The following is a 26,454-nucleotide window of genomic DNA, read 5'->3' as shown; positions in this document are numbered from 1 at the left end:
GGTTAAGCCTCTGCTGCTGCTCCGCTCTCGCTGGGTCCAAGCTCGCCTTCCCACTTACTTACCACGCTGGTGGCGAGTGCATTTCCGATCACGTTGGTCATACTGCGGAACATATCACAGAAGTGGTCGATCGGAAGGATAATGGCTACGCCTTCGGGTGGAATACCGAACATGGCGCAGGTGGCCAGTACAATTACCAGTGATGCACGCGGCACACCGGCAATACCTTTACTGGTGATCATCAGTACCAGCAGCATGGTGAGCTGGGTAGAGAGATCGAGGTGCACGTTATAAGCCTGCGCAATGGCAAGACTGGCGAAAGTCATATACATCATACTGCCATCGAGATTGAAAGAATAACCGAGGGGCAGTACAAATGATACGATCTTGTTCTTGCAACCGAAACGCTCCAGCTCTTCGGTGAGCTTGGGAAATACGGCTTCACTGCTGGTGGTGCTGAACGCGATGAGCAGCGGCCCGCCAATTCTTTTCAGCAGGTCTGCTATGCGTTTAGGGCCGAGGATCATAGTGCCCACACCCAGGAGGATGATCCAGAGTATGAGAATGCCGAGCAGGAAGAATGCAAAATATACAAGATAGAATTTGAATATACTTAATCCTTTGGTGGCCACAACAGCAGTGAGTGCGCCAAACACACCGAGTGGTGCGAAGTTCATTACGTAACCCACCATTTTCAGGATCACATGTGAAACGATGTCCAGCGCTTTGATCAGTGGCTTCGCATAGTCGCCAAGGGTAGTAAGTGCTACACCGAAGAAGATGCTGAACACAACCAGCTGCAGGATCTCGTTGGTGGCCATGGCTTCGATCACGCTGCGCGGGATGATATGTTCCACGAATTTTTCGAGAGAGAAAGCGGAAGTGTTCTTCATGAGGTCTTTCACACCCTCAGTGTCAGCCTGGGAAAGATCGATATAATGACCAGGCTGGAAGATATTTACGAGCACCAGTCCGAGCAGAAGGCTCACGAGTGATGCGGAGATGAACCAGAGAATGGCTTTGCCGCCTACTCTTCCCACTGCCTTGAGATCGCCGAGTTTGGCGATGCCCACTACCAGTGTGGAGAATACGAGAGGAGCAATGATCATCTGTACCAGGCGAATGAAAACCTTACCGAGCAGGTTGATATTCTTGGAGAAAGGTGTGATGAATTCTGGTGATGCGAACTCGTGAACAGCATACCCGGCAACAATGCCAAGCGCCATCGCAAGCAGGATAAAAATCGTCAGCCTGTTCTTTTTCATTTCAGCTTGTCTGGTGAATAATGGTCTGCAATATAATACTTAAACAATAAAAAGCATTTTTTGCAAACCCTTATTCTCACTCGCGTACAGGGCAGCCGGATTGGTCAATCTTTTAATTTGCGGGTATTAATAAATCCTTATCTTTCCGCCTTATATCTTGTAATAAACCCTATTCAATCATTACAAAAAATAGATAACCGACTGTTATGAGTTTGTTCCGTAAAAAATCATTAACTGCTCTGCTGGCACAGGCTGCCGAATCGGAGAAAGGGTTGAAAAGAACCCTCGGTGCCGGTAACCTGGTTGCACTCGGCATTGGCGCCATTATTGGCGCCGGTTTGTTTGTAAGAACTGCTGCAGCGGCTGGTGGTCACGCAGGGCCTGCGGTGACTCTTTCCTTTATCATCGCGGCTATTGGTTGCGCTTTTGCCGGTTTGTGTTATGCTGAATTTGCTTCCATGATCCCCATCGCAGGTAGCGCTTACACCTATGCTTATGCTACCATGGGCGAACTGGTTGCCTGGATCATCGGATGGGCACTGGTACTTGAATACGCATTGGGTGCCGCTACTGTATCTATTGCATGGAGTGAATACTTAAATAATTTGCTGGGGGGGGCAATACCATATGAATGGTGCCACTCGCCGCTGGAAAAAGCGGTTGATGCAGCAGGTGTTGTTCATCACGGTATCGTGAATGCTCCGGCCCTGTTGATCCTGCTCCTTCTTTCTCTTCTGTTGATCAAGGGTACTGAAGAGTCTGCCTGGGTGAATGCCATCATCGTGTTTGTGAAAGTAGCCATCGTACTGGTGTTCATCGCTATCGGCTGGCAGTTCATCAAACCAGAGAACCATACGCCGTTCTTCATTCCTGCCGATCAGCCGTCTGCCATTCTACCAGACGGTACTGAATATTCTTACGCACCCAAATTCAACCACGGCTTCTGGGGCGTACTTCGTGGTGCAGCCATCGTGTTCTTCGCCTTCATCGGCTTTGACGCGGTTTCCACTGCGGCACAGGAAGCCAAGAATCCAAAGAGGGACATGCCAATCGGTATCCTCGGATCACTGGTGGTTTGTACCATTCTCTACATCTTATTCTCTTACGTACTCACAGGTGTTGCTCCGTTCACCGACTTCCAGAAGTCTGGCCGCGAAGCATCTGTTGCTTACGCTATCGAAACATATATGCACAATTACCAATGGCTCGCAACCGCTGTATCCATCGCCATCCTGGCGGGTTTCAGCTCTGTGATCCTGGTGATGCTGCTCGGTCAGAGCCGCGTGTTCTACTCCATGAGCAACGACGGTCTCCTGCCGAAAGTGTTTGCAGACCTGCACCCCAAATTCAGAACGCCTTACAAATCTAACCTGATCCTCTTCATTTTCGTGGGAGCATTTGCCGGATTTGTACCGGGCCACCTTGCTGGTGACCTCACCAGTATCGGTACCCTGTTTGCCTTTGTGCTGGTAAGCGCGGGCGTATGGATCATGAGAAAATCAGATCCCACTGTGCCCCGGCCGTTCAGAACGCCTGCCGTTCCGTTCGTATCCACCATGGGCATCCTGGTTTGTACGGCGATGATCATTTCGCTGGATCATGTTACCCAGCTCACAGCCCTGGCCTGGATGGCCATCGGTCTGGTGATCTACTTCGGCTACAGCAAGAGCAGAAGTAAACTGGGAAAATCTTAATCTCCACATCTTCTTCATAAAAAACGCTCCGGAACCCTCCGGGGCGTTTTTTTATAAGGTACACATCAATTAAATTTGCAGCCCTGAGGCTAAGGCCCGGTCAATCTGTTTTATCAAGAAATAAGTAATCAATACCAATATGGGTAGGATATTTGAAGTTCGGAAGTCCACCATGTTTGCCCGGTGGGACAAAATGGCTAAACAATTCAGCCGTATCGGAAAAGAGATCGTGATCGCCGTTAAAGCCGGTGGCCCCGACCCCAATACCAACCCGGCCCTCCGTCGCTGCATGGCTAACGCCAAGAGCGTGAACATGCCGAAGGACCGCGTGGAAGCCGCCATCAAACGCGCCTCCGGTAAGGAAATGGATAACTATGAGGAGATCCTTTACGAAGGATACGGCCCTCATGGCGTAGCCATCCTGGTGGAAACTGCCACCGATAATCACGTTCGTACCGTTGCCAACGTGAAATCCCATTTCAACAAAGGGAATGGCGCACTCGGCAACAGCGGCAGTGTAGCCTTCCAGTTTAAAAAGATGGGCGTTTTCAAACTGAACCCCGAAGGCCTTAGCCAGGAAGACCTGGAGCTGGAGCTGATCGATTTCGGCCTGGAAGAAATGGGAGAAGGAACCGGAGAGAACGGCGAAACAGTACTGGTACTGCGCGTAGGCTTCACCGATTTCGGTAACATGCAGAAAGCACTCGAAGAAAAGAACATCACTCCCATCAGCGCCGAACTGGAATGGATCCCCGGCACTACCGTTGAATTAGGTGAAGAACAGGCACAGGAAGTACTGAAACTGGTAGACAGACTGGAGCAGGATGAAGATGTACAGAAAGTGTTTCACAATCTCGCATAAGCGAAAAAAGAATATCAAGAGCCTCCGTCAATGTAATATTGATGGAGGCTTTTCTACTTATGATAAAATTTCAGTTTCATGAAAGCTAAACATGCTTTGTTCTTACTGGCAATCGGATTTGTGCTGGATCTTATTGGCAGCTGGCTGAAGATCGTGCACTGGTCCAATGGGGAATACTGGTTTATTGCTGGCGTGATATTGAAGATTGCCGGGGTTGTGTTGCTGGCTTATAAGGTTGTGACGTATCCGGGATGGAAAGGGTTTTGGAATAAGTAAACGGACTCAAAAAACACCTGACGAGAGTATTACAAAAAGTGTGTCAGTAAAAAGTTTAATAACTTTAAACTGGCAACATGGAAAAGAAAAACTTTGATTTCGAGAGCTTCAAGAAGCAGGCAACAAGTCGTTTGAAGAACGGCGAAAGCCTTTTAGGTAAGGATGGAGTACTCACCCCATTGCTGAAAGAGTTCCTGGAAGGGGCTCTGGATGGGGAACTGGAAGCTCATTTAGAGGAAGATCCTGCAGAGAACAATCGTAAGAATGGCAAAGGCCGCAAACAGGTAAAGACTTCGATTGGTACTGTAGACATCAACCCACCGCGTGATCGCAATGGCAGCTTCGAGCCGGAGCTGATTCCCAAAAGACATAAGACGTTAGGAGTAGATCTGGACCGCCAGATTATAGCCTTATATGCTCGTGGAGCAAGCTATAGTGATATTCGGGACCATCTGATGGATATGTATGGCCTGGAAGCCTCCACAGCAACCATCAGCCGTGTTACTGATAAAATTCTTCCCCTGATCCAGGAGTGGCGCAGTCGTCCATTGGAGCGGGTCTATCCGTTTGTATGGCTGGATGCCATTCATTACAAGGTTCGTCATGAAGGTCGTGTGGTAAGTCGTGCTGTCTATTGCATTATCGGCCTCACTCAGGAAGGGTACAAGGAACTGCTGGGTATGTACATCGGAGAAAATGAAGGTGCAAAATTCTGGCTGCAGGTACTTACTGATCTGCAAAACCGAGGTCTGGAAGATATTTTCATTGCCTGTATTGATAACCTGACTGGCTTTGCCGATGCTATCGAGAGTGTGTTTCCGAAAACAGAAGTCCAGTTATGTATTGTGCACCAGGTCCGCAATTCTCAAAAATATCTCTCTTACAAAGACCTCAAGCCTTTTATGAAAGACTTGCAAAACGTCTACAAAGCAACTACCATAGAACTGGCGGAACGCAGCCTTGATCAGCTGGAATCCAACTGGGGAGAGCGTTATCCGAAGGTTATCGAATCCTGGAGAAAGAACTGGCCCAGACTGAGCAACTACTTCCAGTATAACAAAGATGTTCGAAGGATCATGTACACCACTAACATCATTGAAGGCTTCCATCGTCAACTAAGAGCTGTCACCAAATCAAAAGGCGCCTTCCAATCGGAAGACGCCCTAATGAAGCTTTTATTCCTGGTGCAGGAAAATATATGTGCCAGGTGGAATAAGCCTGTCCACAACTGGAACCAGACATTGGCTCAATTATCCATTATCTTTAGTGATAGATTAAAACTCAATCTTTAAAAAGTGACACACTTAATGTAACACTACCCACCTGACTATGGCATACGAGTATTACTTACAGGCCTATCTTAATCAGGAACCGCAAGAAATCCAGGTTGACTTTATTATTGCTTTACTCACCAAATACATTTCAAGCGCAGGAGAAAATTTTGTTGACATCTGTTTTGATCATGAAAACGGATGTACGATTTTCATGGATAGGAATAGTAAATTTATTGGAAACCTTACTATCAGCAGACCTTGTTCGGGTCCGGATTTCAGTGAATTGATCTATCAATTAATGCAAACAGGTAACTTTATTTTTTTCGAACCTGATGGAAAATACCCGATCATTTTGTCTGCGAATATTGAAGCTCATCTCCCCCCTGAAATGATCGAAACTTTGGGAAAACCCAAAACAGCTGTAAGCAAGGAGCACTTTTTTGAATTGTTGGCGAATGCAAGGTAAGCAGGAGCTCTCTTTTACCCGAAGCTTTTCTGCAATCCTCCCATAATATGAGACACTCTATTCTGCTCGTTGTAATCGAGATGTACGCCTACCCATTCGAACATATAGTGATGCGAAAGAAGTCTTCCAAATTCATTTTGAAAATAATTTCTCAACGGTTCAGGAGCAGCATCCATTTCATCCCAGATACTGGTTCTGTTGTTTAGTACAAATATAATATCCTCAAAATCGCTGCTCAATCTTCCATCCTTATCTCCCCTACCCTTAAATGCTTCAAGCTTGGAGGCAATAAACCATGCTGGTTGAAAAATCCTGACCATACAATTTTCATCGAGATGAAAATTCATGGCAGTCTTGAATCCATCGGGATACCATTTATTCGAGAAACCCAGAATATTTTTCTCTGTAGGCATAACATCTACAATTACACCATTGACGCAGTAACGGCAAATCACACCTGACTCGATATAATTCTCAAAACCTTTTGCACGCAACTTGTTTTCTATGTCAGAATAACCTGAGTAATTCAAAAAGCTCCACCAGAATATCAACATCATCTGTTGGTCTTATTTCAATAGCGGGACGATCCGCATACAAAGCAACTGTGGCTCCTCCAACAAACACTACTTCATTTCCTAATTCTTCAAGAGCATTATAAACGGCTTTTATTCTGACAAGATTTTGATGCATACTCAAATCAATATTTCTTTCTTCAGCATATTCAATGCCAACTTGAACTCTCTTACTCGCCCTACTCTTAAAATATCGATCGCTGCCAACCATCTGTAAAGCTTTGCATCCAATTGCGCGGCAGCTGGAACGCCTTTATGCAATGGAATAATTGAAAGCCCTTTAATAGTCCCGTTTTCATCCGGCCAAACGTAATTGAATTCTGAATCGAAATGTTTTTTAAAAAAACTATGTGAATGCCCAGTGGGAACTCCTGTTACAAATGAACCGGGTACCTGAGGAAATACATAATGTAGCCCATGCTCGATAAACTCCATTAGCGATTGACGATATACATAACGACGCGACTGATCTATCAAACCTCCCGTATGGCTTCTATGAAGAGACTCTGAAATTTCTGAAACACTAATAAAAAGTTGTGCAGATAAATCCCTGTATTGCCAATCAGACTTGTCAAGACTAATAATTTTCAGCAGAATGACTATGTCCTGCGGCCGCATGCCATTGTGAGATTTCATTCCATAAATATAAGTGTTTTCTGTTCGCGAATCGCGATCAGCGATCAAATATAATATTTAAAAATACATATAATTGATAATCAATTTTATAACCAAAAACGAGCGATATTTATCAGGTGAAAAAGCTGGACAAGCCAAAGAATAACCGGTGGATACAAAAGCGATCTGTGGTCAAATGCAATATTTCAATGTACAGAATTTCAATGCATATTTCTATTTACCATTGGTATGATTCTCTCCATCGCCCATCCCCTCTTCCATCTCCCGCTTAACAATCTCCTTAAACCTTTTCTCATTCCTTTTCCATGTTGTCACAGAAATCACGGTGATCGCAATCACACTGATCACAGGCACCATCCAAATAGTGCCTTCCAGGTCAATACCCAGCATCGCAAACAAAAAGAACACAATGATGGTTGAAATGAACGTACCTGTCAGGATATACAAAATGAGATAGGGTCTTTGTCCGCCTACTCTTTGCTCTTCCCAATACTTGATGAACCTTCTCTCTTTAGCTGATAACATGTGGAACTATTTATTGTAACTCGCCGGCAAAGATATTTTATATCTCACAGCAAACACGCGGATCAATACAATGAACACAATGGTAATAGTGGTGATATACTCCACCAGGATCCCGGTCTGCAACAAGCCGAAGTACAGAATACCACCTGCAATACAGGCTGAAGCATAAATCTCTTTCCGGAAAATGAGCGGGATATTGTTGAGCAGTACATCGCGGAGCACGCCTCCGAAACAACCGGTAGTGGTGCCTAAGGCAATACAGATCAGTGAACTGAGACCAGCCTCCTGTCCTTTTTCGATCCCCACAACAGTAAACAGTCCCAATCCGAGTGAATCGAAAAAGAACATTGTTTTACTGAGCTGCTTGAGGTATTTGCCGAAAAGGAGCGCCGCAATGGCAGTGCCTAGAATTATCAGTGCAGTGGAATTGTCCTGCAACCAGGTCACCGGGGTTTTGCCGATCAGCATATCACGAACGGTACCACCACCGATGGCTGTTACAAACGTAATAATGATCACTCCAAAAGGGTCTAACCTTTTTTCCATGGCCATGAATGCGCCTGACAATCCAAAGGCGATGGTACCGCCGGTCTCGATAATGTCGAGGTAGAATTTATTCATTTACCATTTCAGTTACCACATCCACGATCTCTTCGGTGTTGGGCTTGCTGAAATAATCGCCGTCGCTGCCGTAGCTGGGCCTGTGCGCTTTACCGGTGATGGTGCGGGGGGCCACATCCAACCAGCGGTAACCGCCTTGTTTTTCCATCACTTCGTTGAACATGTATCCGCATGCGCCGCCCGGCACATCTTCGTCCACGAACACGATGCGATTGGTTTTCTTCAGGCTTTGCAGGATCACCTGATGTGTATCGAATGGCAGCAATGTTTGCACATCCACGATCTCGCAACTGATGCCGTGCTTCGCCATAATATCGGCCGCTTCCTGGATCACGCGGAGCATGGAGCCATAGGAAACGATGGTGATATCTGAACCTTCACGGATCACTTCAGGAACACCGAGCGCCACTGTGTAGTTCAGCAGATCATTGGGAAGTTTTTCTTTCAGACGATAACCATTGAGACATTCCACAACAATGCCGGGATCATTACCCTGCAGCAGGGTATTGTACATACCGGCTGCCTGCACCATATTGCGTGGTACGCAGATATGCATGCCGCGGAGGGAATTGATCATCATACCCAGCGGAGAGCCGCTATGCCAGATACCTTCCAGCCTGTGGCCACGTGTGCGCACAATCACCGGACAGCTTTGGCGGCCCTTGGTGCGCCAGTGGAGGGTGGCAGCATCATCGCTGAGTGGCTGCAGACCGTATAAAAGATAATCGAGGTACTGGATCTCTGCGATGGGACGCAAACCGCGCATTGCGAGGCCAATGCCCTGTCCCATGATAGTGAGCTCGCGTATACCGGTATCAAACACACGCTCGATGCCATGTTTGGCCTGGAGGCCCGCGAAGCCCTGGTTCACATCGCCGATCTTACCTACATCCTCTCCGAAAGCCACTACTTTGGGATTGTTGCTCAGCAACGCATCGAAATAGCGGTTGAGGATCTCGTAGCCATTCACCATCGGTGCGTCGTAGGCGTAAGTCAGTTCTGAAGTTTGAATATTGAGAACGCTCTTCGGGCTTTCATCGTACAATTTGGACGCGTACATGGCATAGCCTTCGGCTTTCATTTCTTTGTAATATGATCTGAGACGATCAGCAGCGGAAGCATTGCCGGCATGCAGCAGGGCATTGTGCATTACCTGCAGTATATCGCGGCGCACGGGCTCGCGGTTGGAAGCAAGTTGCTGCCTGTCTTTCGCCAGGTCGCCGTGCGCATCGAGGCCTGCATTGATCAGTTCATCGATCATGCCCAGGGCTTCAGTCACCTGCTCTTTCACAGGCGTGATGTATTTTTCCCAGGCGCGGTTCTTACTGTCGCGCACATGCTCTTTCGCTTTGATCTCCACATTGTGCAGTTCCTCTTCGGAGCAGAGCTCGTTCTCGAGGATCCATTCGCGGAACTTCTTGTTCCCGTCCCACTCACGTTCCCATTCCAGCTGCTCGGGGCTCTTATAACGCTCATGGCTACCTGAAGTAGAGTGGCCTTGTGGCTGAGTTACTTCTTCTACATGGAAGAGGGCCGGGATATGTGTATCGCGGATCTTCCGGATAGCTGTTTCAAATACTTCGCACATGCCGGCATAATCCCAGGCGCGTACTTTGTAAATATCGAAACCATTGGTGCCATCTTTTTTCTGGAAGCCTTTGAGTGCTTCGGAGATGGAGCCTTTGGTAGTTTGAAATTCTTTGGGAACTGAGATACCGAAGCCATCATCGTACACGAGTACTGCGAGTGGCACCTGCAGTACGCCGGCGGCGTTGATGGTTTCCCAGAAATGTCCTTCAGACGTGGAGGCATCACCGATAGTAGCGAAGCAAACTTCATTGCCTTCGTTGCTGAGATGGTGAAGGTCCTGCAACACACCTGAATTGCGGAATAATTTTGAAGCGAATGCCATGCCGAGGGCTCTCGGCATTTGTCCGGCTGTAGGGGCCAGTCCGGCTGCGATGTTCCTGCGGTTGACGAGATCGAGGAATTCCCCGTCTTCATCAATGGTTTGAGTGGCGAAGTGGGAGTTCATCTGGCGGCCACCGCTATGCGGGTCATTGGCAGTATCGGGATCAGCATAGAGCTGGGCAAAGAACTCTTCCACAGTGGCCTGTTTGGAGGCAAATGCAAAGGTTTGATCACGATAATAACCAGATAACCAGTCTCCGCGACGGAAGAATTTAGCTGCTGCAATCTGGGCAACTTCCTTTCCGTCGCCGAAAATGCCGAATTTGGCTTTCCCGGTCAGTACTTCCTTACGGCCTAAAAGGCTGGCTTCCCTGCTCTCGCAGGCCATACGGTAGTCGTTCAACACTTCCTCCCGGAACTTGTCGAACGATAATTTTTCGTTGGCAAACAATGGGTTGTGTATGGCGTTTTCCATGCGTCAAAAGTAGGTATTAACTCCATATAATATGTTCGAAAGCGGGCAATATTTGCAGTTGTTAAAAAATTGTCATTAACCCCGAAATTTATTGGCAGATAGAGCGTTAAAAATGTAATTTTGAATACGTTAACATTAAAAATAATCAGGTCATGATCAGAAGGTTTTTAGCATTTGCCATCGTCATATTCCTGTCCGGATCCGTTTCGTTGAAAGCGCAGACCGCCACTGCCGCGCAGGCCGGCACTGAAGTGCTGCAACTGAAAGAAACAGGGTACGATTTTGGCAAGATCCCACAGGGGAGGCCCGTGACACATATTTTTGAAATAGTGAACACAGGTAAAACTCCTTTGTTATTGACCAATGTGCAGGCATCCTGCGGCTGTACCACTCCCGAGTGGAGCAGGGATCCGATTAAACCCGGCGCCACTGCACAGATCAAAGTAGGATATAATTCGGCTGCTGAAGGATACTTCAACAAGTCGATCACGATCCTCTACAACAATAACCAGTCAAAAACGCTGTTGATCTCCGGTACTGTGTACAAGACACCAGTTACTGCAGCGCCGGTCAACGCGTCTATCGCATTATTAAAAAACATTAATGGTCACTAATCAAATTCAATCGAGTATGAAACATCTCCTTCTGGCACTCAGCGTATTTTTCGTATCAGCAACAGTATTCGCCCAGGCCCCTGCTACAGTGCAGAAAGCAGAAAATGTTGTGAAGTTCAAAGAACTGGTTCACGATTTTGGTAAGATCAAACAAGGTGTACCTGTAACGTACAATTTCGCTTTCACCAATGTTGGCACAAAGCCTGTTGTAATTGAAGCTGCTACTGCATCCTGCGGTTGCACCACTCCGGTAAAACCTGAAGCTCCCATTGCAAAAGGAAAGGCAGACAAGATCACTGCCGGTTTCAACGCTTCTGCACTCGGGCCCTTTAACAAAACCATCACCATCAAGGTAGCGGGTATCGATGCCCCACTGGATCTTCGTATCACCGGTGAAGTGCTGAATGAAGTGGATTATGCAAAATATCAGCAATCAAAAGGGAACAAGTCCAAGTAAAAGATACACATTAGCTGCGCGGGGTCTTCCTGTTGTCTTTGGCAATACATGGAAGACCCCGCATTTTTTTGTGTATTTCCCGGAAAACAGATAACAATACTCCCCTATCTTTGCCGCATGTTAACGATTAGCCAGCGTGGCAATGCAATGCCACCATCACCCATCCGTAAACTGGTTCCCTTCGCGGAAGCAGCCAAGAAAAAAGGAACGAAAGTATACCATCTCAATATTGGTCAGCCGGATATTGAAACGCCTCCCCAGATCCTGGACGCTGTTCGCCATGCCGATTTCAAAGTGCTGGAATACAGTCACAGTGCGGGCAATGAGAGCTATCGCCGCAAGCTGGTCGATTACTATAAGAAAGTAGGTATTGAAGTGGACCATAACCAGATCATCATCACTACCGGCGGATCCGAAGCCATCATCTTTGGTTTCATGGCCTGCCTCGATCCCGGTGATGAAGTGATCATTCCCGAGCCTTTCTACGCCAACTACAATGGATTTGCCGTGGAAGCTGAAGTGGTGGTAAAGCCCATCACCTCCTCCATCGAAACCGGATTTGCACTGCCCGCCATCAGCGAGTTTGAAAAAATGATCACACCCCGCACCAAAGCCATCGTGATCTGCAATCCCAACAATCCTACCGGCTACCTCTACAGCCAGGAAGAAATGGACACCCTGAAACAGATCGTGATTAAGCACAACCTCTTCCTGTTTTCGGATGAGGCATACCGTGAGTTCGCATACGATGGCAAACAGATCAGCGCCATGCAGCTCGAAGGAGCCGAGCAGAACGTGATCCTGATGGATACTATCTCCAAGCGATACAGCGCCTGCGGCGGTCGTATCGGAGCATTCGTAACCAAGAACAAACAAGTGCTGGATGCCGCCATGAAATTTGCACAGGCGCGCCTCAGCCCTCCCTCCTTTGCACAGATCCTCGGAGAAGCAGCCGTAGACCTGCCTGAAAACTATTTCGACGCCACACGCGCCGAATACCTCAGGCGCAGGGATGTACTGGTAAAAAGACTGAATGCCATGGATGGCGTATTCTGCCCCAATCCCGGCGGCGCCTTTTATGCTATGGCCAAACTGCCCATCGATGATTCCGATAAATTCTGCCAGTGGCTGCTGGAATCTTTCAATCACAACAACGCCACTGTAATGCTGGCGCCTGCCACCGGTTTCTACGGAACGAAAGGACTTGGATTGAATGAAGTTCGCCTGGCCTATGTACTGAATGTAGACGATCTCAATGGCGCCATGGATTGCCTGGAAGCTGCATTGAAAGTTTACCCGGGAAGAACGAAATAATCCCGCTTCAACATAATTCAAAAGGAAGGCCGCTCCGATATTATCAGAGCGGCCTTTGCTTGTTATCAGGAACCGGGTTATTTACGTTTCGTCAGTTTTACTTTTACTGCCCTGAAATAATTTGTGTTCTGCGACATGGTACTCCAGATCCCCACTGCCACCTGCTTCGGCTCCGTCAGTTGGAATGCGATGGAAGTGCGTGGACTGAGCGTGGAGAAACCCAGTGCATTGGCTGCCGATGGAGTATTCGGGATCGTGGTTCCCAGGGCTGCCGCCACTCTTGAACCTGTGCCGGCTGCAATGGAATAGCCTGCTTCGGGCTTACCATTGAAATAAACGATGAAATTGTATTCACCTGCCGGCAGGTTCACTACCTGTGAGATCTTTCCGTTGGTCACCACTGCATTGTCATCCGTCATTTTGGAAATGCTCATATAAGCCCCATCATCGATATTGTCGAAACTGCCAAAGCCTCCCTGGTTGTTCACATTGGCGGTTACCGTCCAGTCTTTGAGCGTGCCATAACGCGTACCATCATACGTAGCATACTCGAAGGGGTTACCGGGGTTCAGCAGATACAAATGCGTTACATCGTCCATCAGGATTTCAGCAGAGGTTGCCGCACTGTACAGGGTGTCGATCATATTGGGTTCAGGCTGGTACATCGTCCTGTAGGAATAAGGAGCGCCATCCTTGAAATCCTCCATCACACCCTCCAGCTCGGAAGCGGGCAGCATTGTTACTTTCTCCTGGTCATCGATACCGGTATAGCTCATCTCCGTTCCGATCACCAGCGGATCTGCTGTATACCATGTGATCAGCGCATCGCCCTGCGGTGTCATTTCGCTGGTGCGCATAGGCCTGCTGGTTAGAAAGCTTTCATAATTGCTTCCATATACATTGCCGGGAATATCTACTGACACGGAGGAATTTCCCTGGTTATCGTAAGTGACAAATGTAAAAGTGTAAGTGCCTTCTGCTATCTGTGGAATCAGCGTGGTAATGGTGTCGATGCCCGGTTTGCGCTGCACGGGCTGCACCATCGAATCTTTCCGGTTATTCCAGTAGATGACCGTTTTGATGATCTTGGGATCTGAACGGAGCTGATAGGTGAACTGGATCCTGCCCTTTCCGGGAAACACTTTCACGGAGTCTGCCTTGCCGGTATAATTGATCGCTCCCCCTTTCACAAAATCCTTGTATACATCGTTCATCTTCCCGCAGGAAACAGACAGGGAAACCAATAATACCGTTACAACTGTATTGAAGATTAGTTTCGTCATAAAAAATTTGTATTAAGACCGGAAATATTATTGATCGTTTCCGTAAACGATAATGTCACCCAGCACCTGGAAATCAGTACCTGCCCAGGAAGAAAGCGTCTTCCATCTGATATAGCGGCAGGGTGGCGCATCCAGCGGGAAATTGAATTCCAGACCAGCTTTCAGCTTCTCCAGATCCTCCGCTGTATTCTCACCGGGCGGCAGGCCGCTTGGTTTCACATGCTCGCAACTGAGCAGCTTTACCCAACTGGCATCGAAACTTCCATCGGGGTTGGGATCGTTGGAGCCATAGAGCTCCCAGTACTGCGGACCCTGTGCATAGTAAGAAGCGTCTGTCCGCTGCCAGTACTTATAACGGCTTAGCTTATACGTTTTTCCCAGATCCATGGTGAAGGACTGAGGCATGCCCGTACCTACCTGTGTAACCAGGAATTTGTTGGCAGTATGTTCAATGATACCATCCCAGATCCACTCCCATTTCCAGGGGCTGCGCGGCGTGAATACATCACCGGTCATTTTTTTAAGCGTGATGGTATTATCAGGCACCTGTACTTCATAGATAGGCGTCAGATCGGCTGTGAGTGTATCGGAATGATTGTCCCACCTGTCACGCAACACCACGCCAAAAGTGACGGGCTCGGAAGGCATACCCCGCACGGAGAAAGTACCTGCCGTATCTTTTGTATAATATTTCTGTATCTCCTGGAATTCACTGCCACTATTCTTTTTCATCACACTGAAAACGATATTACCGCCATCGGGATTCTTGAACCTTACGTTCAGGCCACCAAAATCTTCTTTCAATTCCACCGAAGCATACACTTTCTGAATGGGAGGCGTAGCAGGATTCACAGTAACTATAACAGGTTCCGACCTTTTCTCTTCCTTGTCAACCGCATACAATCTCACTTCAAATGGTTTGCTCTCTCCAAATCCATCCACCACCAGAGAATTGTTATAGAAAGATGATTTTACATCCCTGTTGCTGTTGGTACGTGGACTGAATTCAGCCACCACATACATGAGATCGGGATCAGAAGGAAGTGTATACGTAAGTTTGGCAGCGCCAGGCAGGTTCTCCACGCTTACGTTCGAAACCGGTCCGGGTCCTTTTCCATCTCCTCCCGGAGGCCCAATCAATTCTTCTTTACAGGCGAATACTGTCAGAGCAACCAACAGCAGGAGCATTATATTTTTAGGAGCACACATAAAAGAACATTTTATGATGATGTAATGAAAGGGTTTACCAGCCTGGGTTTTGTACCAGTTTCCTGTTCACGGTGATATCATTCTCCCTTATTGGCCAGAGATAATCGCGGGTCTGGAATTTCTGCGGGAACAATATCTTCTTCTGGTAGTAGAGCACTGTTTCCGACTGCAGGATATCCCATCCTTCCACAGGGGAATTCTGATAGGACATAGCCTTTTTCCAACGTCGAAGATCATACGCTCTTTTACCCTCAAAGGCAAGCTCGATCAATCTCTCCTGGTGGATGATCTCGCGCAAACCTGATTTGTGTGTGAACTTGTCGGGCTGCGTTGAATAAGTGGTCCATGCATCCTGCACGGTAGGGATATTGGCTCTCTCACGTACGAGATTCACATAATCATACACTTCCTGAGTGGGGCCGTCCGATTCATTCAATGCTTCAGCATACAGGAGATAAAGATCAGCGAGCCTGTATAACGGCCATGGATAGCTTTCGATGGGATAGGCAGACGCCGTTGCTGTATTGGTAAAGAACACGAGCTTCTTCGGCTGATAGCCCGTGATGGAGTATCCGTAGGTATTTTTCCTGGCGGCAGTTTGTCCCAGCTTCATTTCCGCCACCCAGGGATTATTATCATCGAATCTTCCATGCCCATACCAGGTGCCTCCATCGAAGCCCAGGTCTGCATAGAAGCGGGGTTCCCTGTCGAAATTCAGTTTGGCAGTGGTATACCCCATCTTGATGGCATGCTTGTTCTCATCCTCCGAAACACGCAGTCCGTAACGGTTCTGGTAATCCCAGGTCTTGTCCTCACTGATCGGCACACCATTTACTGTATAGAAAGTTTCAGCCATCTTCAGGGTTGGCGCCAGGTCGCCCAGCGCAGTGGAGTTATTATTGGCTACCGGGTCGAGGGCGCGGATAAAAGCATAACGCTGGATAGCGATGGCCTGGCTCTGACTATTGGCCCAGATAACCTCCTTGTTCCATCTTTGTGTAACTGAATTTCGGATACTCATCTGCGTTTTAGTCCAGTCAGACATGATATGACTGGGGTTGGCATTGATGTACTTGAAAATATAATGACCTGCGCCATGGGCCTGATCGATGGCGGCCTTGCAGGCTGCTGCAGCCTTCGCCCATTTTTCCTGGCTATAGGTTGCGGGGAAAAGATTCACTTCATCATTGTCTTTGAAAGAAGCGTAATCAGGATTGCCATTGAACAACGGGCTGGCAGCAGTCACCAGCACATCGGCTTTCAACGTCATGGCAATTGTTTTGGTGATCCTTCCCAGTTCGGATGCTTCATTCTGGATGAAGTCCGGCAACACAGGAATGGATTCATCCAGTAATTGTATCACATAGTCCACGCAGGAATCAACGGGCATCCTTTTGATCTTCACTTCTTCCACGGAAGCAGAAATAGGAAGATTGTTTTTGATCAAAGGAATGGGGCCATATAATCTGAACAGGAAGTAATGATAATAGGCTTTGAGGAATTTCACTTCGCCCGACCAGCGGTCTTTTTCCATCTGGTCCATATCAGGCACTTTATTGATATTCTCGAGGAAGATATTGCAGTCGCGCAGCGCCTGGAACAATGGCTTCCCGGTATTCAATCCACCCCAGTAATTCAGGTAGGGATTCACTTTATTCTGTAAGCCCCGTGCAATATTCCAGGCATTGGAGCTGAAGCCGGGATAATAGAACCAGAATTCATCTGCCGTTAGCATACCCGGATTGGCGAAGATGCTGGCATCATCCGGCATATAGGAATAACAGGTGAAGAGATATTTCTCCGCCACATTCCTTGCCCGGAATGCGTAATCGATGGTAGCGATATTGTCCGGCACAATATCGAGGTATTTCTTGCAGCCGCTGCCCGCGAGTATCGCCAGTAGGGCTATCATTGTAAAAACTTTCATCCGAAAGTTTTCTAATTTTATATATGGTCGGATGGAACTTCGTTTCATCTTATTTATATTATTACTGATCATTAAAAATTGATATTGAGCCCTACATTGATCACACGCTGGATAGGATAGCCCAGTCCATTGCCTCCCATTTCAACATCCCATAATTTAAAAGGGCTGAACGTGAGAAGGTTGATACCACTGGCATAGATCCTGGCATTAGTGAGATGCACTTTACTGATCAGCTTCCTTGGGAAAGAATAACCCAGCTCCACTGTTTTCAACCGCAGGAATGCTCCATTCCGGAGGAACCAGGTACTGGCCTGCAGGTTATTGTTGATATTGGTATTGCTCAGCCGTGGCCAAAGCGCATATATATTCCTGTTATCTTCGGACCAGTAGCTTTCCGAATAGGCTTTCAGCAATGCCTGGTTCTCCACAAAGGGCGATGTATTTTCAGCATCGATATAAAAAGAAGATCTTGCAGATCCCTGGAAGAAACAGGAAAGATCCAGGTTCTTATACCCGGCAGAGAATCCGAATCCATACACTATCTCAGGAACGGTAGGGAAACCGATCGGCACACGATCCAGGGAAGTGATCACGCCATCACCATTCAGGTCGCGGTACTTGATATCGCCCGCCATGTATTCTCCGAAATTCTGCCGCGGTGAATTGGCAACGTCTGCATCGTCCACGAATAATCTTTCTGCCACATAGCCCCAGGTCTGGTTAAGACTATAACCGATCCTCGACAAATATTTTTCTGCATAATCAGGTTCATCATATACTTTGAAGGAACTGGTAGCGTAAGTAAAATTACCTCTCGCCTGCAACCAGATATCCTTGTTGAGGTTGAGCGAATAATCAACAGAAATATCCATACCCTCTCCGGAAGCCTCGCCCACATTGGATTTCTGGGCGGCCTGCAAACCGGCGGTATTGGGGATGCTGGAACGGTTCATGAGAATCTTGCTCCTGTTCTCCCTGAACACTTCAGCAATCACATTGAGTTTGTTCCAGAGACTGATCTCCATGCCGAGATTCACTTTCTGCGCTACTTCCCAGGTGATCTCCCTGTTGTCGTACCGGGAAATGGAAATACCCGTTCTGGAATAACCGTAGTTGGTGCCGAACGTAGCGCCCCTTGCACCATCTTCCATATTCACATTGGAGAGATAGAAGAACCTGTCTGCCGGACCGCCGATGGCATCATTTCCGACAAGGCCATAAGTTGCCCTCAGCTTCAGGTTGGTAACGATATCTTCCAGCGGTTTCCAGAATTTTTCGTTGGACACAGACCAGGCGATACCTGCTGACGGAAAGAATCCGAATCTTTTTCCATCATAGAATCTTTCAGATCCGTTATAGCCGAAATTGAATTCAGCAAAATACCGGCGGTCGAATGAATAGGTGAACCTACCGGACAATCCGATATTACGATAAGGAAGTGAGGTTTGAAGATCGCCGGAATTAGCGTCCAGCCTGTTATTCATCAGCAATACGAGAATGCTGCTCACACCATGCTTCTCGAAACTTCGGTTATAGTTCAACGATGCTTCAATATAGGAAGTGGAGCTGATCAGCTTCTGTCCTTCCCGGTAATTGAGGTATTCAGTACCCTGCGCTTCATTGAGCAGGGTAAGGCTGTATTTATTCTTTGCCGGATCGTAGTTGGTAGCCTGGTAATAGAATGGATTATAAAAGCGGGATACATCGAAATAGGAACGGCGGGTAGTATTGATGATGCCACTGAAGTTCAGGCCCTGCGTAATGAAAGCCAGGTTTTGTTTCAGCTCGAACTGTGCCAGCATCAGTGATCTTGAATAATCTTTATATCCCTTTACCATATCGGCATAGGGGTTGATATAATCCCCGCTCTCGAAATTGCCGAACAGGATATGTTGTGTATGCGCATGCTCCGCATCTACCGGGTAATAGGCCGGGAAGAAAACAGGGTTGGTGCGCATGATCTTATTGTACAATGTGGTGCCGCCATCGATGGGCCCATTGTATTCATCAAATGAGCCATACAGCTTGATGCCCGCCTCGGTTGTTTTTGTAAGATTGATGTTCACGTTCGAACGCAGCAGGTAGGTCCTTAGATCGATATTGTTGTTGAAGTTGCTGCGCTTCGGCACACGTAGCATGCCATTGTCCTTGGTCACGGAAGCAGACAGGTAATACTGTGTGGTCTGACTACCACCAGTGACGCTGAAGTTGGCACGCTGGTTCATCGTGTAATCTTTGAACAATTCCTTTCTCCAGTCCGTTGCCGGGAACATGTACGGATCGGTGCCTTCGATGGTATTATCGATCTTGTATTGCGAATAAGGCAGGATGCCGAGCGGATTGCGCGTGAGCACTGCTTCATTGCCGAGTTTCATATAAGTTACAGGATCGGCCAGCTCGATATTGCGCGTAGGTTGCGAAACGGAATTCTCCACTCTTAAATTGATCTTCGCTTTCCCTTCCTTACCTTTTTTGGTGGTGATAAGAATGATACCGTTAGCGCCGCGTGCTCCATACAAGGCAGTTGCCGTTGCATCTTTCAGGATCGCGAAACTGGCGATATCATCGGGTTGCAGACGCGCAAGGTCCGTAGCCGTCAGCTCGATATTATCAACCAGGATCAGCGGGTCTGTCTTGTAACCAAAAGTGGTGACGCCGCGAATAAAGAAATTGGCATTGTCGGCTCCGGGCTCGCCGCTTCGCTGGTAAGCCACCACACCTGCCAGTCTGCCGGCCAGTGCAGTAGTGAGATTACTGGAAGGAATTTTCAGTTCGCCGGGATCGATACTGGTAACGGATCCTACCACTTCCCTTTTTTTCTGTTTGCCGAATGCAACAGTCACCACCACATCTTCAAGTTGGTTGGCGGAAGAACGCATCGTTACATTGATCACTGATTTTCCTGTGGACAATATCTCCTGTGTACCGAAGCCCACCATACTGAACACGATCATCGAACCCGCCGGAACTTCCAGGATATATTTACCATTCAGATCGGAAGTGGTGCCGATCTGGGAATTGCCCTTTACAGAAACCGATACCCCCGGCATCACCGCCATGGAACTGTCGGTGATAGTGCCCCTGATCTCTGTTTTTTTATCAGGGCTCTTTTTGTCCTGCGCCTGAGTGAAGAGCATCACACCAGGACTCAGCAGCATAAAGAGGATGAAGATCGACCTCAATAAAAGGTCAGTCCGCTTGCTTTTCATAAACAAGTTAATTTGGTTAAGATTCAATAAGCTTCAACAGGTCAGTAGGAAGGCTAATGGCTATGGCCCTATGGAAGGCCGGTAATTTTTTTCACGAGGATATCGAGGTCTTTGAAGAAATCTCCTCCCTGTTTGGTATTCACCAGAACGGCGCAACAATAGCCGCCGCCCGTACGGATCATTTCTGCACCAGTACCGGGAAGGCTGCCGGTGTGTTTCCAGGTGGCGCCGGCTACACTCCATCCCAAAGCATAGGAGGGGTTGGGTTGGGATGGCGTGGTCATTTCACGGATCGATGCGGATTGCAGGATGTCTGGCCTGTTATCGAAACCATCCACCTGCCATAAGAATTTTACCAGGTCTGTAGGCGTGGCGATCCAACCGCCATGTGCATCCATACGGGTAACATTGTCGAGGTAAGCACTCCTGTCCCGACTATAATACACTACTTCATGCTTTCTCTTTTCATCGGCAGTATTGCCGCCTACTTCCATATGTTTTACACCGGCAGGACGCAGGATCTCAGTCAACATGAACTTTTCATAAGGCTTGCCGGTCACCTTCTCAATCACACGGCCCAGAACGCAATAACCAAAATTCGAATAGGCATAGGCGGTACCCGGCCTGTTCTTCAATGGCTGATTGTTGAGCGTATGCGAGATCAGCTGATCGGCAGTGAGGTCTTTATTGTGGAACATGGGATCATCACCATTGTTCTGCCAGCCGCCACTGATATGCGATAGCAGCTGACGGATGGTGATGGACGAAATGCCTTCGGGGTAAGGTTGCGTACCGTAGGCAGTTCCCAGTACGCCGCCTTCGCCGAACACTTTATCATCCAGTGAAAACTTTCCCTGTTCCGCCAGTTTAAGAATGGCAACAGCCGTGATCGGCTTGGATAAACTGGCAATGCGGAACTGACTTTGCGTATTCACTTTTTTATCGGCAGCCGAATCCGCAATACCAAAGCCACGGGCATATACTATCTTGCCATCTTTCCCCACGGCAATGGAAAGTCCCGGTACCTTGTATTTGTCCATGAATTGTTTGATCGCTTCTTCTGCGGCAGCAGCAGAAAAATCATGACTGCTGTCTCTTGTTACAGGAGCTGCAGTGAGCCGTTGAATATTTACATTGATTAGAATGATAGCCGGTAACAAACTGGCGTAGATCGATTTTTTCATACCCGAATTAATTAAGCAGGGTTTAGCATTAAGTTGATCAAGGGATGGTAAGAAGCCGGCAATTATCCGAAACTGACATCATTGAATTCGAATTGCTGGTCATCCTCCGTTTTGTATTTGTCCAGATAAGGTGAATAGGTTTGTACAGAAATCTTCTTCTTACGTAGATTCACTGTTACAATGCGCAGGTAGCCGTTCCCGCCGTTTTCCGTTCCGATCACTCCTTCCTGGTAATTGGCCAGCATCTGGTATACATCGTTCCCATGAATGCCTTTGCTTACCAGTTTCCCTGTACCATCAAACAATACATGTCCGCTGAATACCATCTTCATGTTGGCATGTTTGCTCACCAGTTTTTCCCAGATCTGATCACCATCATTCACCGCATCATCGCCCTGGTCTTTTCCGATGCCATATGCCTGTGGTCTCCACTTATCTCCCTCCCCGATCCTGGTATCATCTGCATACATGTATGCATGTGTGAGAAGGATCACCTGGTGTTTGGGATGTTGCGCCACCACTTCGTTTGCCCAGGCAATGACTTTATTCCGTGGGCCGAACTCCAGCGAAAGGACCATCCAGTTCTCACCTGCAGCACGGAAACTGAACCAGGTATTATCCATCCTCCCCTTTTCATATGCACCACCAAATTCAGGCTGGGCGCTATATTTATCATAGGGGAAGAAGCGGTTGAAGAGATCCGAGTTCCGCACATCACAGGAAAGTTTTGGCTTGCTGCCGATATCATGATTGCCCGGTACAATGCTTACGGGAACTTTTCCATCCAGCAGGCTCATGGCATCCACAGCTACTTTCCATTGCTCTTCGCTGTTGTGATCAGTGATATCGCCGGCATGCAAAACGAATGCGATGTCCTTCGCATGCTTAGCAATCCAGGCAGTCTGCGCTTTGAAAATTTCCGGGTAGCGTTTCGAATAGGTTTGTGTATCTGGCAGGATCACCAACCTGAAAGACCTGCTGAAAATGGAGGAAGAAATAAAACCCGGACCCGTGATCACGCCACCTGCCAATACACCGATCCGGTACAAAGCATCTCTGCGATTCATGATTATTTCAATTGATTTTATTTAAGTACCAGGGCCGGGAAGGCTGTTGACAGACTGCAGGCCAAAGATAAATTCCGGGTATGCTCCGGCTATTTACCAGGTTATCTCATTTTAGCACTATCTTATCCTTTCTATCCTTTTCCCAGTAAGGTTTTCCACAGTATTCCATGTTAACGGAATATGAAGTACAGTACCGCCATCAGCAGTAACAGGAACAGTGAAATGATCCTGGCATCGCCAATACCTGTCAACTTCCCATACAGGAAACTCAATGGGGAAGCAAGCGTATAATTTTGAACTTTTTCAGGAGGTGGTGGCGGCGTGAGTTTGCTTACGATCACAAATACCAGGCAACAGAATACGAATAACCACCAGCACTGCATCATATAGGGAATGCCCAGCACATCCGTAATCATCTTTTGATTGCCGATGATGGGGAAATCCAGCAGGAATACAAGAACACCTGCAACAATGCCCGCTACCATGGAACTTACCGCTCCCTGGTGATTGCCTCTTTTCCAGCATACGCCTAAAACAAAAACAGCTGCGATGGGTGGCGAGAGCACGGCCAGGATCTGGTTGATGGCATCGAAGATGCTGATGAACCGCTCGATCATCGGGCACCAGGCAATGGACAAGATCATCACCACCACTGCAGTGATCTTTCCGATCATCACCTGGCGCTGATCGCTCATGTCAGGATTCCGCCTTTTACAGATATCGATCGAAACCAGTGTTGCAGCACTGTTCAATGCAGATGCGATCGAGCTCATCAAGGCTGCCAGGAGGGAAGCGCTGAAAAGACCGATCAGTCCCACCGGTAATAATCGGGTGATCATTACCGGTAGTGCATCGTTGGGATTGTGGATCTCGTTCCTGAAAAGAATATAGGCCATTATACCCGGGAATACCATCAGGAACACCGGCAGTACCTTCAGCACACCGGCAAACAGCGGCCCTTTGCGTGCATCCTCCAGTGATTTTGCCCCCAATACCCTTTGCACAATGGTCTGGTCCGCGCACCAGTACCAGATGCCGATCACGGGATATCCCAACAGAATGGAATACCAGGGCAGTTTGGGATTTTGTTCTGAAGTTTGCAAGAGACTAAGCTGGTTGGGTTTGGTTGCCTGTTGAAAGTCCGCCCAGGAATGAATGCCGTTCTCATTCAATGCATGGATACCATACCCTACCAGGAAAAATGCACCCACCAGGAGGATCACTGTTTGGATCGTTTCCGTGATCACCACACTTTTCAATCCGCCATACACGGTATAGATGCCGGTGATGATGGAAATGATAATAATGGACGTCCATTTATCCACTCCGAAAAAATTCTCAAATACTACAGAACCTGCATACAGACTGATCCCTATATGCATGAACAAGGCGCCGATGATACCAAAGATGGCCAGTAAGGTACGGGCCGTTCCATTGAATCTTTTTTCCAAAAATTCAGGAAGCGTGGAGATCTTGTTCCTGAAATAGAATGGTGCAAACACAAGACCGAGGATAATGAGTATGAAAACAGCCATCCATTCAAAATTTCCCTGTACGATTCCATCGGAGAAACCGGCCGAGGCCAGTCCTACCATATGGATCGTTGATATATTCGAGGCAAAGAGCGCACAACCGATGAGCAGCCAGTTGAGGGAGCGCCCTGCCAGGAAATAATTATTGCTGTTCATCTTGTCTTTCCGGATGGAGAGGATCCCTACCACCAGGATCAGTACGAGATAGGCCAGGATGATCATCAGATCGATCCATGATATTTTCAATTGGTCGAACATAAGCAGTTGAAGGGTTAAATATTTTTACGCATATATAGCACCGTAAGTATCGCATGCACGGTAGTCAGCTGATTCGGCATCCATGCCAAAGGCGCTCCAGGCGGAAGGACGGAAGATCCTTTCATCAGGGACATTGTGCATGCAGACAGGAATTCGCAACATCGCGGCCAGTGTGATCAGCTCATGGCCGATATGGCCATAGCTGATGGAACCATGATTGGAGCCCCAGTTGGCCATCACGGTATATACATCGCGGAAATTTCCCTGACCGGTGATGCGCGGCACAAACCAGGTAGTGGGCCATGTTTTGTCTGTACGGTCATCGAGAACGGAATGAACATGCGCCGGCAGACTGATGGTTGTTCCTTCCGCTATCTGCAATACAGGCCCGATCCCTCTCACAAGGTTGAGACGGCACATGGTCACCGGCATACCGCCTTTGGTTACGAACTTGGAAGAGTAACCGCCTCCGCGGAAATAGCCGCGGTTGGCGGGATGCCAGGACGTTGCAGACAAACAGTCGGCCGCTTCTTTTTCGCTGATCTCCCAGAATGGTTTCATGCAGGGTTGACCATCTTCCTCCTGTTGTCCGCTTCCATCAAGTGTAGCAGAACCGGAATTGATCAGGTGAATAAATCCGGATGCGGCTTCTCCTTCCGGTTTCCAGCCCGATACACGCTGTACCGCATCAGGGCTCCAATAAGTGCGCACATCGGCGAAGATCTGTGCACGGTTGGTCAACAGGTAACCGAAGAGCATGGATACACCATTCAGCGCATCATTCTCTGTAGCTACCATATAGGGAGCTCGTATTCCATTCCAGTCGAACGATGAATTGAGAATAGCTTCAGAGAAATCACCATTCGGTAAGAAATCTGTCCATTGCCTTTGGCCCTGGAATCCGGATACGATTGCATGATGGCCCTGCGCTTCTTCGGGAAATCCTTTCTCTTTCAATACCGGATTGCCTTTCATGAGGTCGCGGATGATGATGGTCATCTTTACTACAAATGCCCATTGCTCATCTTTTTCTTCGCGCGAGAATTGTTTGGCAGCTGCGTTGGTGTCTTCTCCTTCCTGGCAATGTTTTTTTGTCCAGGCCAGTGCACGTTCGAATTCCTTTTCATCGTAGATCTTTTGTTCGATGCGGCGGAGGATCTCGGATGAATCAACATATTCATTCCGCATGCCGAGGTATTCACGGAAGAGATCGGGAACAACGATAGAGCCTGCGATGCCCATCGATACTGATCCAATAGCGAGATACGAGGTACCGCGCATCATCGCCACTGCCAGTCCTGCGCGCGCAAATGAGAGCAGTTTTGCCTGCACATCATCGGGGATCGATGCATCATGCAGGTCCTGCACATCATGTCCATAGATACCGAAAGCAGGGAGCCCCATCTGGTTATGTGCAGCCAGTGTAGCGGCCAGGTACACAGCGCCGGGTCTTTCTGTTCCGTTGAAACCCCAGATGGCTTTGGGCCAGGTGGGATGCATGTCCATGGTCTCACTGCCATAGCACCAACATGGGGTGACCGACAACGTTAGTCCAACGTTTTGCTGTTCAAATTTCCTGGCGGCCGCTGCAGCTTCCGTGACGCCGCCGATACAGGTATCTGCGATAACGCAGCGCACCGCACTGCCATCGGGATAATGCAGGCTGTTTTCGAAAAGAAGGGCTGCTGCACGGGCCATCTCCATCGTGGTTTGTTCGAGGGATTCACGCACGCCCCCGTACCTGCCGTCAATAACAGGCCTGATCCCGATTGCGGGATAATCAAAATGCTTTGTCATGATATGTATGAATGAATGATTTACTT

General features: G+C 48.0%; 23 protein-coding genes. 8 read left to right on the top strand and 15 right to left on the bottom strand.

Features of this window, described 5'->3' with window-relative positions:
- Window positions 1-2 precede the first annotated feature (2 nt).
- The gene (locus tag FSB84_RS13335; protein WP_130544449.1) at window positions 3-1,265 is read right to left on the bottom strand and encodes a dicarboxylate/amino acid:cation symporter; all 1,263 of its coding nucleotides are present in this window, start codon (window positions 1,263-1,265) and stop codon (window positions 3-5) included.
- A 206-nt stretch (window positions 1,266-1,471) separates the two neighbouring features.
- On the opposite strand from FSB84_RS13335, the gene FSB84_RS13330 reads away from it, so the two are divergent.
- From FSB84_RS13330 to FSB84_RS13310, 5 genes are all read left to right on the top strand, one after another.
- Window positions 1,472-2,959 (top strand): amino acid permease, encoded by a 1,488-nt coding sequence (locus tag FSB84_RS13330; protein ID WP_130544450.1) that lies wholly within the window; start codon window positions 1,472-1,474, stop codon window positions 2,957-2,959.
- A gap of 139 nt (window positions 2,960-3,098) precedes the next feature.
- The gene (locus tag FSB84_RS13325; RefSeq protein ID WP_130544451.1) at window positions 3,099-3,821 is read left to right on the top strand and encodes a YebC/PmpR family DNA-binding transcriptional regulator; all 723 of its coding nucleotides are present in this window, start codon (window positions 3,099-3,101) and stop codon (window positions 3,819-3,821) included.
- A gap of 78 nt (window positions 3,822-3,899) precedes the next feature.
- Complete coding sequence (locus FSB84_RS13320; protein ID WP_130544452.1) at window positions 3,900-4,097, top strand: hypothetical protein; 198 nt, start codon at window positions 3,900-3,902, stop codon at window positions 4,095-4,097.
- Window positions 4,098-4,174: 77 nt separating this feature from the next.
- On the top strand, window positions 4,175-5,389 hold the full coding sequence (locus FSB84_RS13315) for an IS256 family transposase (RefSeq protein WP_130544592.1): 1,215 nt from the start codon (window positions 4,175-4,177) through the stop codon (window positions 5,387-5,389).
- A 37-nt stretch (window positions 5,390-5,426) separates the two neighbouring features.
- Window positions 5,427-5,837 carry a hypothetical protein gene (locus tag FSB84_RS13310; protein WP_130544463.1) on the top strand — a complete coding sequence of 137 codons (411 nt, stop codon included), beginning with the start codon at window positions 5,427-5,429 and terminating at the stop codon, window positions 5,835-5,837.
- Window positions 5,838-5,851: 14 nt separating this feature from the next.
- On the opposite strand, the gene FSB84_RS13305 is transcribed toward FSB84_RS13310, so the two are convergent.
- From FSB84_RS13305 to FSB84_RS13280, 6 genes are all read right to left on the bottom strand, one after another.
- Complete coding sequence (locus tag FSB84_RS13305; RefSeq protein WP_130544464.1) at window positions 5,852-6,394, bottom strand: hypothetical protein; 543 nt, start codon at window positions 6,392-6,394, stop codon at window positions 5,852-5,854.
- Window positions 6,345-6,527 (bottom strand): hypothetical protein, encoded by a 183-nt coding sequence (locus tag FSB84_RS13300; protein WP_147122163.1) that lies wholly within the window; start codon window positions 6,525-6,527, stop codon window positions 6,345-6,347. Before FSB84_RS13300 ends, FSB84_RS13305 begins: the two co-directional genes overlap by 50 nt.
- 2 nt (window positions 6,528-6,529) lie before the next feature.
- On the bottom strand, window positions 6,530-7,045 hold the full coding sequence (locus FSB84_RS13295; RefSeq protein ID WP_207234357.1) for a hypothetical protein: 516 nt from the start codon (window positions 7,043-7,045) through the stop codon (window positions 6,530-6,532).
- 213 nt (window positions 7,046-7,258) lie between these two features.
- A complete protein-coding gene (locus tag FSB84_RS13290; protein WP_130544465.1) occupies window positions 7,259-7,570 on the bottom strand; it encodes a hypothetical protein in 312 nt (103 codons plus the stop codon).
- 6 nt (window positions 7,571-7,576) lie between these two features.
- On the bottom strand, window positions 7,577-8,191 hold the full coding sequence (locus FSB84_RS13285; protein WP_130544466.1) for a trimeric intracellular cation channel family protein: 615 nt from the start codon (window positions 8,189-8,191) through the stop codon (window positions 7,577-7,579).
- On the bottom strand, window positions 8,184-10,577 hold the full coding sequence (locus tag FSB84_RS13280) for an alpha-ketoacid dehydrogenase subunit alpha/beta (RefSeq protein WP_130544467.1): 2,394 nt from the start codon (window positions 10,575-10,577) through the stop codon (window positions 8,184-8,186). The genes FSB84_RS13285 and FSB84_RS13280 overlap by 8 nt, the downstream gene beginning before the upstream one ends.
- 152 nt (window positions 10,578-10,729) lie before the next feature.
- On the opposite strand from FSB84_RS13280, the gene FSB84_RS13275 reads away from it, so the two are divergent.
- The 3 genes from FSB84_RS13275 (at window position 10,730) to FSB84_RS13265 (ending at window position 12,962) form a co-directional block, all read left to right on the top strand.
- Entirely contained in the window at window positions 10,730-11,191 is a 462-nt protein-coding gene (locus tag FSB84_RS13275) for a DUF1573 domain-containing protein (RefSeq protein ID WP_130544468.1), read from the top strand.
- Between the two features lie 16 nt (window positions 11,192-11,207).
- Complete coding sequence (locus tag FSB84_RS13270; RefSeq protein ID WP_158643890.1) at window positions 11,208-11,648, top strand: DUF1573 domain-containing protein; 441 nt, start codon at window positions 11,208-11,210, stop codon at window positions 11,646-11,648.
- A 117-nt stretch (window positions 11,649-11,765) separates the two neighbouring features.
- Window positions 11,766-12,962 (top strand): pyridoxal phosphate-dependent aminotransferase, encoded by a 1,197-nt coding sequence (locus FSB84_RS13265; RefSeq protein WP_130544470.1) that lies wholly within the window; start codon window positions 11,766-11,768, stop codon window positions 12,960-12,962.
- Window positions 12,963-13,039: 77 nt separating this feature from the next.
- Here FSB84_RS13265 and FSB84_RS13260 read toward each other — a convergent pair whose 3' ends face one another.
- The 8 genes from FSB84_RS13260 to FSB84_RS13225 form a co-directional block, all read right to left on the bottom strand.
- Window positions 13,040-14,245 (bottom strand): DUF4998 domain-containing protein, encoded by a 1,206-nt coding sequence (locus tag FSB84_RS13260; RefSeq protein WP_130544471.1) that lies wholly within the window; start codon window positions 14,243-14,245, stop codon window positions 13,040-13,042.
- A gap of 27 nt (window positions 14,246-14,272) precedes the next feature.
- Window positions 14,273-15,454, bottom strand: coding sequence for a DUF5000 domain-containing lipoprotein (locus tag FSB84_RS13255; RefSeq protein WP_130544472.1), 1,182 nt, complete (start codon window positions 15,452-15,454; stop codon window positions 14,273-14,275).
- A gap of 34 nt (window positions 15,455-15,488) precedes the next feature.
- Window positions 15,489-17,381, bottom strand: coding sequence for a RagB/SusD family nutrient uptake outer membrane protein (locus tag FSB84_RS13250; RefSeq protein ID WP_130544473.1), 1,893 nt, complete (start codon window positions 17,379-17,381; stop codon window positions 15,489-15,491).
- A gap of 71 nt (window positions 17,382-17,452) precedes the next feature.
- Window positions 17,453-20,590, bottom strand: coding sequence for a SusC/RagA family TonB-linked outer membrane protein (locus tag FSB84_RS13245; RefSeq protein ID WP_130544474.1), 3,138 nt, complete (start codon window positions 20,588-20,590; stop codon window positions 17,453-17,455).
- Between the two features lie 68 nt (window positions 20,591-20,658).
- Window positions 20,659-21,774 carry a serine hydrolase domain-containing protein gene (locus FSB84_RS13240; RefSeq protein WP_130544475.1) on the bottom strand — a complete coding sequence of 372 codons (1,116 nt, stop codon included), beginning with the start codon at window positions 21,772-21,774 and terminating at the stop codon, window positions 20,659-20,661.
- Window positions 21,775-21,836: 62 nt separating this feature from the next.
- Complete coding sequence (locus FSB84_RS13235) at window positions 21,837-22,841, bottom strand: metallophosphoesterase (RefSeq protein ID WP_207234358.1); 1,005 nt, start codon at window positions 22,839-22,841, stop codon at window positions 21,837-21,839.
- 170 nt (window positions 22,842-23,011) lie between these two features.
- The gene (locus FSB84_RS13230) at window positions 23,012-24,631 is read right to left on the bottom strand and encodes a sodium:solute symporter (protein ID WP_130544476.1); all 1,620 of its coding nucleotides are present in this window, start codon (window positions 24,629-24,631) and stop codon (window positions 23,012-23,014) included.
- Between the two features lie 24 nt (window positions 24,632-24,655).
- The gene (locus tag FSB84_RS13225; protein WP_130544477.1) at window positions 24,656-26,428 is read right to left on the bottom strand and encodes an L-fucose isomerase; all 1,773 of its coding nucleotides are present in this window, start codon (window positions 26,426-26,428) and stop codon (window positions 24,656-24,658) included.
- Between the last annotated feature and the right edge of the window lie 26 nt (window positions 26,429-26,454).

The organism is Pseudobacter ginsenosidimutans (genome assembly GCF_007970185.1).
GTDB lineage: Bacteria > Bacteroidota > Bacteroidia > Chitinophagales > Chitinophagaceae > Pseudobacter > Pseudobacter ginsenosidimutans.
Note: the sequence above shows the minus strand (reverse complement) of the source record. Positions and strands in the feature narration are given on the sequence as shown.

Excerpts from the sequence above, each read along its gene's own strand:
- FSB84_RS13335 (WP_130544449.1), bottom strand. The coding sequence starts at position 1,265 with ATGAAAAAGAACAGGCTGACGATTTTTATCCTGCTTGCGATGGCGCTT.
- FSB84_RS13330 (WP_130544450.1), top strand. The coding sequence starts at position 1,472 with ATGAGTTTGTTCCGTAAAAAATCATTAACTGCTCTGCTGGCACAGGCT.
- FSB84_RS13325 (WP_130544451.1), top strand. The coding sequence starts at position 3,099 with ATGGGTAGGATATTTGAAGTTCGGAAGTCCACCATGTTTGCCCGGTGG.
- FSB84_RS13320 (WP_130544452.1), top strand. The coding sequence starts at position 3,900 with ATGAAAGCTAAACATGCTTTGTTCTTACTGGCAATCGGATTTGTGCTG.
- FSB84_RS13315 (WP_130544592.1), top strand. The coding sequence starts at position 4,175 with ATGGAAAAGAAAAACTTTGATTTCGAGAGCTTCAAGAAGCAGGCAACA.
- FSB84_RS13310 (WP_130544463.1), top strand. The coding sequence starts at position 5,427 with ATGGCATACGAGTATTACTTACAGGCCTATCTTAATCAGGAACCGCAA.
- FSB84_RS13305 (WP_130544464.1), bottom strand. The coding sequence starts at position 6,394 with ATGATGTTGATATTCTGGTGGAGCTTTTTGAATTACTCAGGTTATTCT.
- FSB84_RS13300 (WP_147122163.1), bottom strand. The coding sequence starts at position 6,527 with ATGCATCAAAATCTTGTCAGAATAAAAGCCGTTTATAATGCTCTTGAA.
- FSB84_RS13295 (WP_207234357.1), bottom strand. The coding sequence starts at position 7,045 with ATGAAATCTCACAATGGCATGCGGCCGCAGGACATAGTCATTCTGCTG.
- FSB84_RS13290 (WP_130544465.1), bottom strand. The coding sequence starts at position 7,570 with ATGTTATCAGCTAAAGAGAGAAGGTTCATCAAGTATTGGGAAGAGCAA.
- FSB84_RS13285 (WP_130544466.1), bottom strand. The coding sequence starts at position 8,191 with ATGAATAAATTCTACCTCGACATTATCGAGACCGGCGGTACCATCGCC.
- FSB84_RS13280 (WP_130544467.1), bottom strand. The coding sequence starts at position 10,577 with ATGGAAAACGCCATACACAACCCATTGTTTGCCAACGAAAAATTATCG.
- FSB84_RS13275 (WP_130544468.1), top strand. The coding sequence starts at position 10,730 with ATGATCAGAAGGTTTTTAGCATTTGCCATCGTCATATTCCTGTCCGGA.
- FSB84_RS13270 (WP_158643890.1), top strand. The coding sequence starts at position 11,208 with ATGAAACATCTCCTTCTGGCACTCAGCGTATTTTTCGTATCAGCAACA.
- FSB84_RS13265 (WP_130544470.1), top strand. The coding sequence starts at position 11,766 with ATGTTAACGATTAGCCAGCGTGGCAATGCAATGCCACCATCACCCATC.
- FSB84_RS13260 (WP_130544471.1), bottom strand. The coding sequence starts at position 14,245 with ATGACGAAACTAATCTTCAATACAGTTGTAACGGTATTATTGGTTTCC.
- FSB84_RS13255 (WP_130544472.1), bottom strand. The coding sequence starts at position 15,454 with ATGTGTGCTCCTAAAAATATAATGCTCCTGCTGTTGGTTGCTCTGACA.
- FSB84_RS13250 (WP_130544473.1), bottom strand. The coding sequence starts at position 17,381 with ATGAAAGTTTTTACAATGATAGCCCTACTGGCGATACTCGCGGGCAGC.
- FSB84_RS13245 (WP_130544474.1), bottom strand. The coding sequence starts at position 20,590 with ATGAAAAGCAAGCGGACTGACCTTTTATTGAGGTCGATCTTCATCCTC.
- FSB84_RS13240 (WP_130544475.1), bottom strand. The coding sequence starts at position 21,774 with ATGAAAAAATCGATCTACGCCAGTTTGTTACCGGCTATCATTCTAATC.
- FSB84_RS13235 (WP_207234358.1), bottom strand. The coding sequence starts at position 22,841 with ATGAATCGCAGAGATGCTTTGTACCGGATCGGTGTATTGGCAGGTGGC.
- FSB84_RS13230 (WP_130544476.1), bottom strand. The coding sequence starts at position 24,631 with ATGTTCGACCAATTGAAAATATCATGGATCGATCTGATGATCATCCTG.
- FSB84_RS13225 (WP_130544477.1), bottom strand. The coding sequence starts at position 26,428 with ATGACAAAGCATTTTGATTATCCCGCAATCGGGATCAGGCCTGTTATT.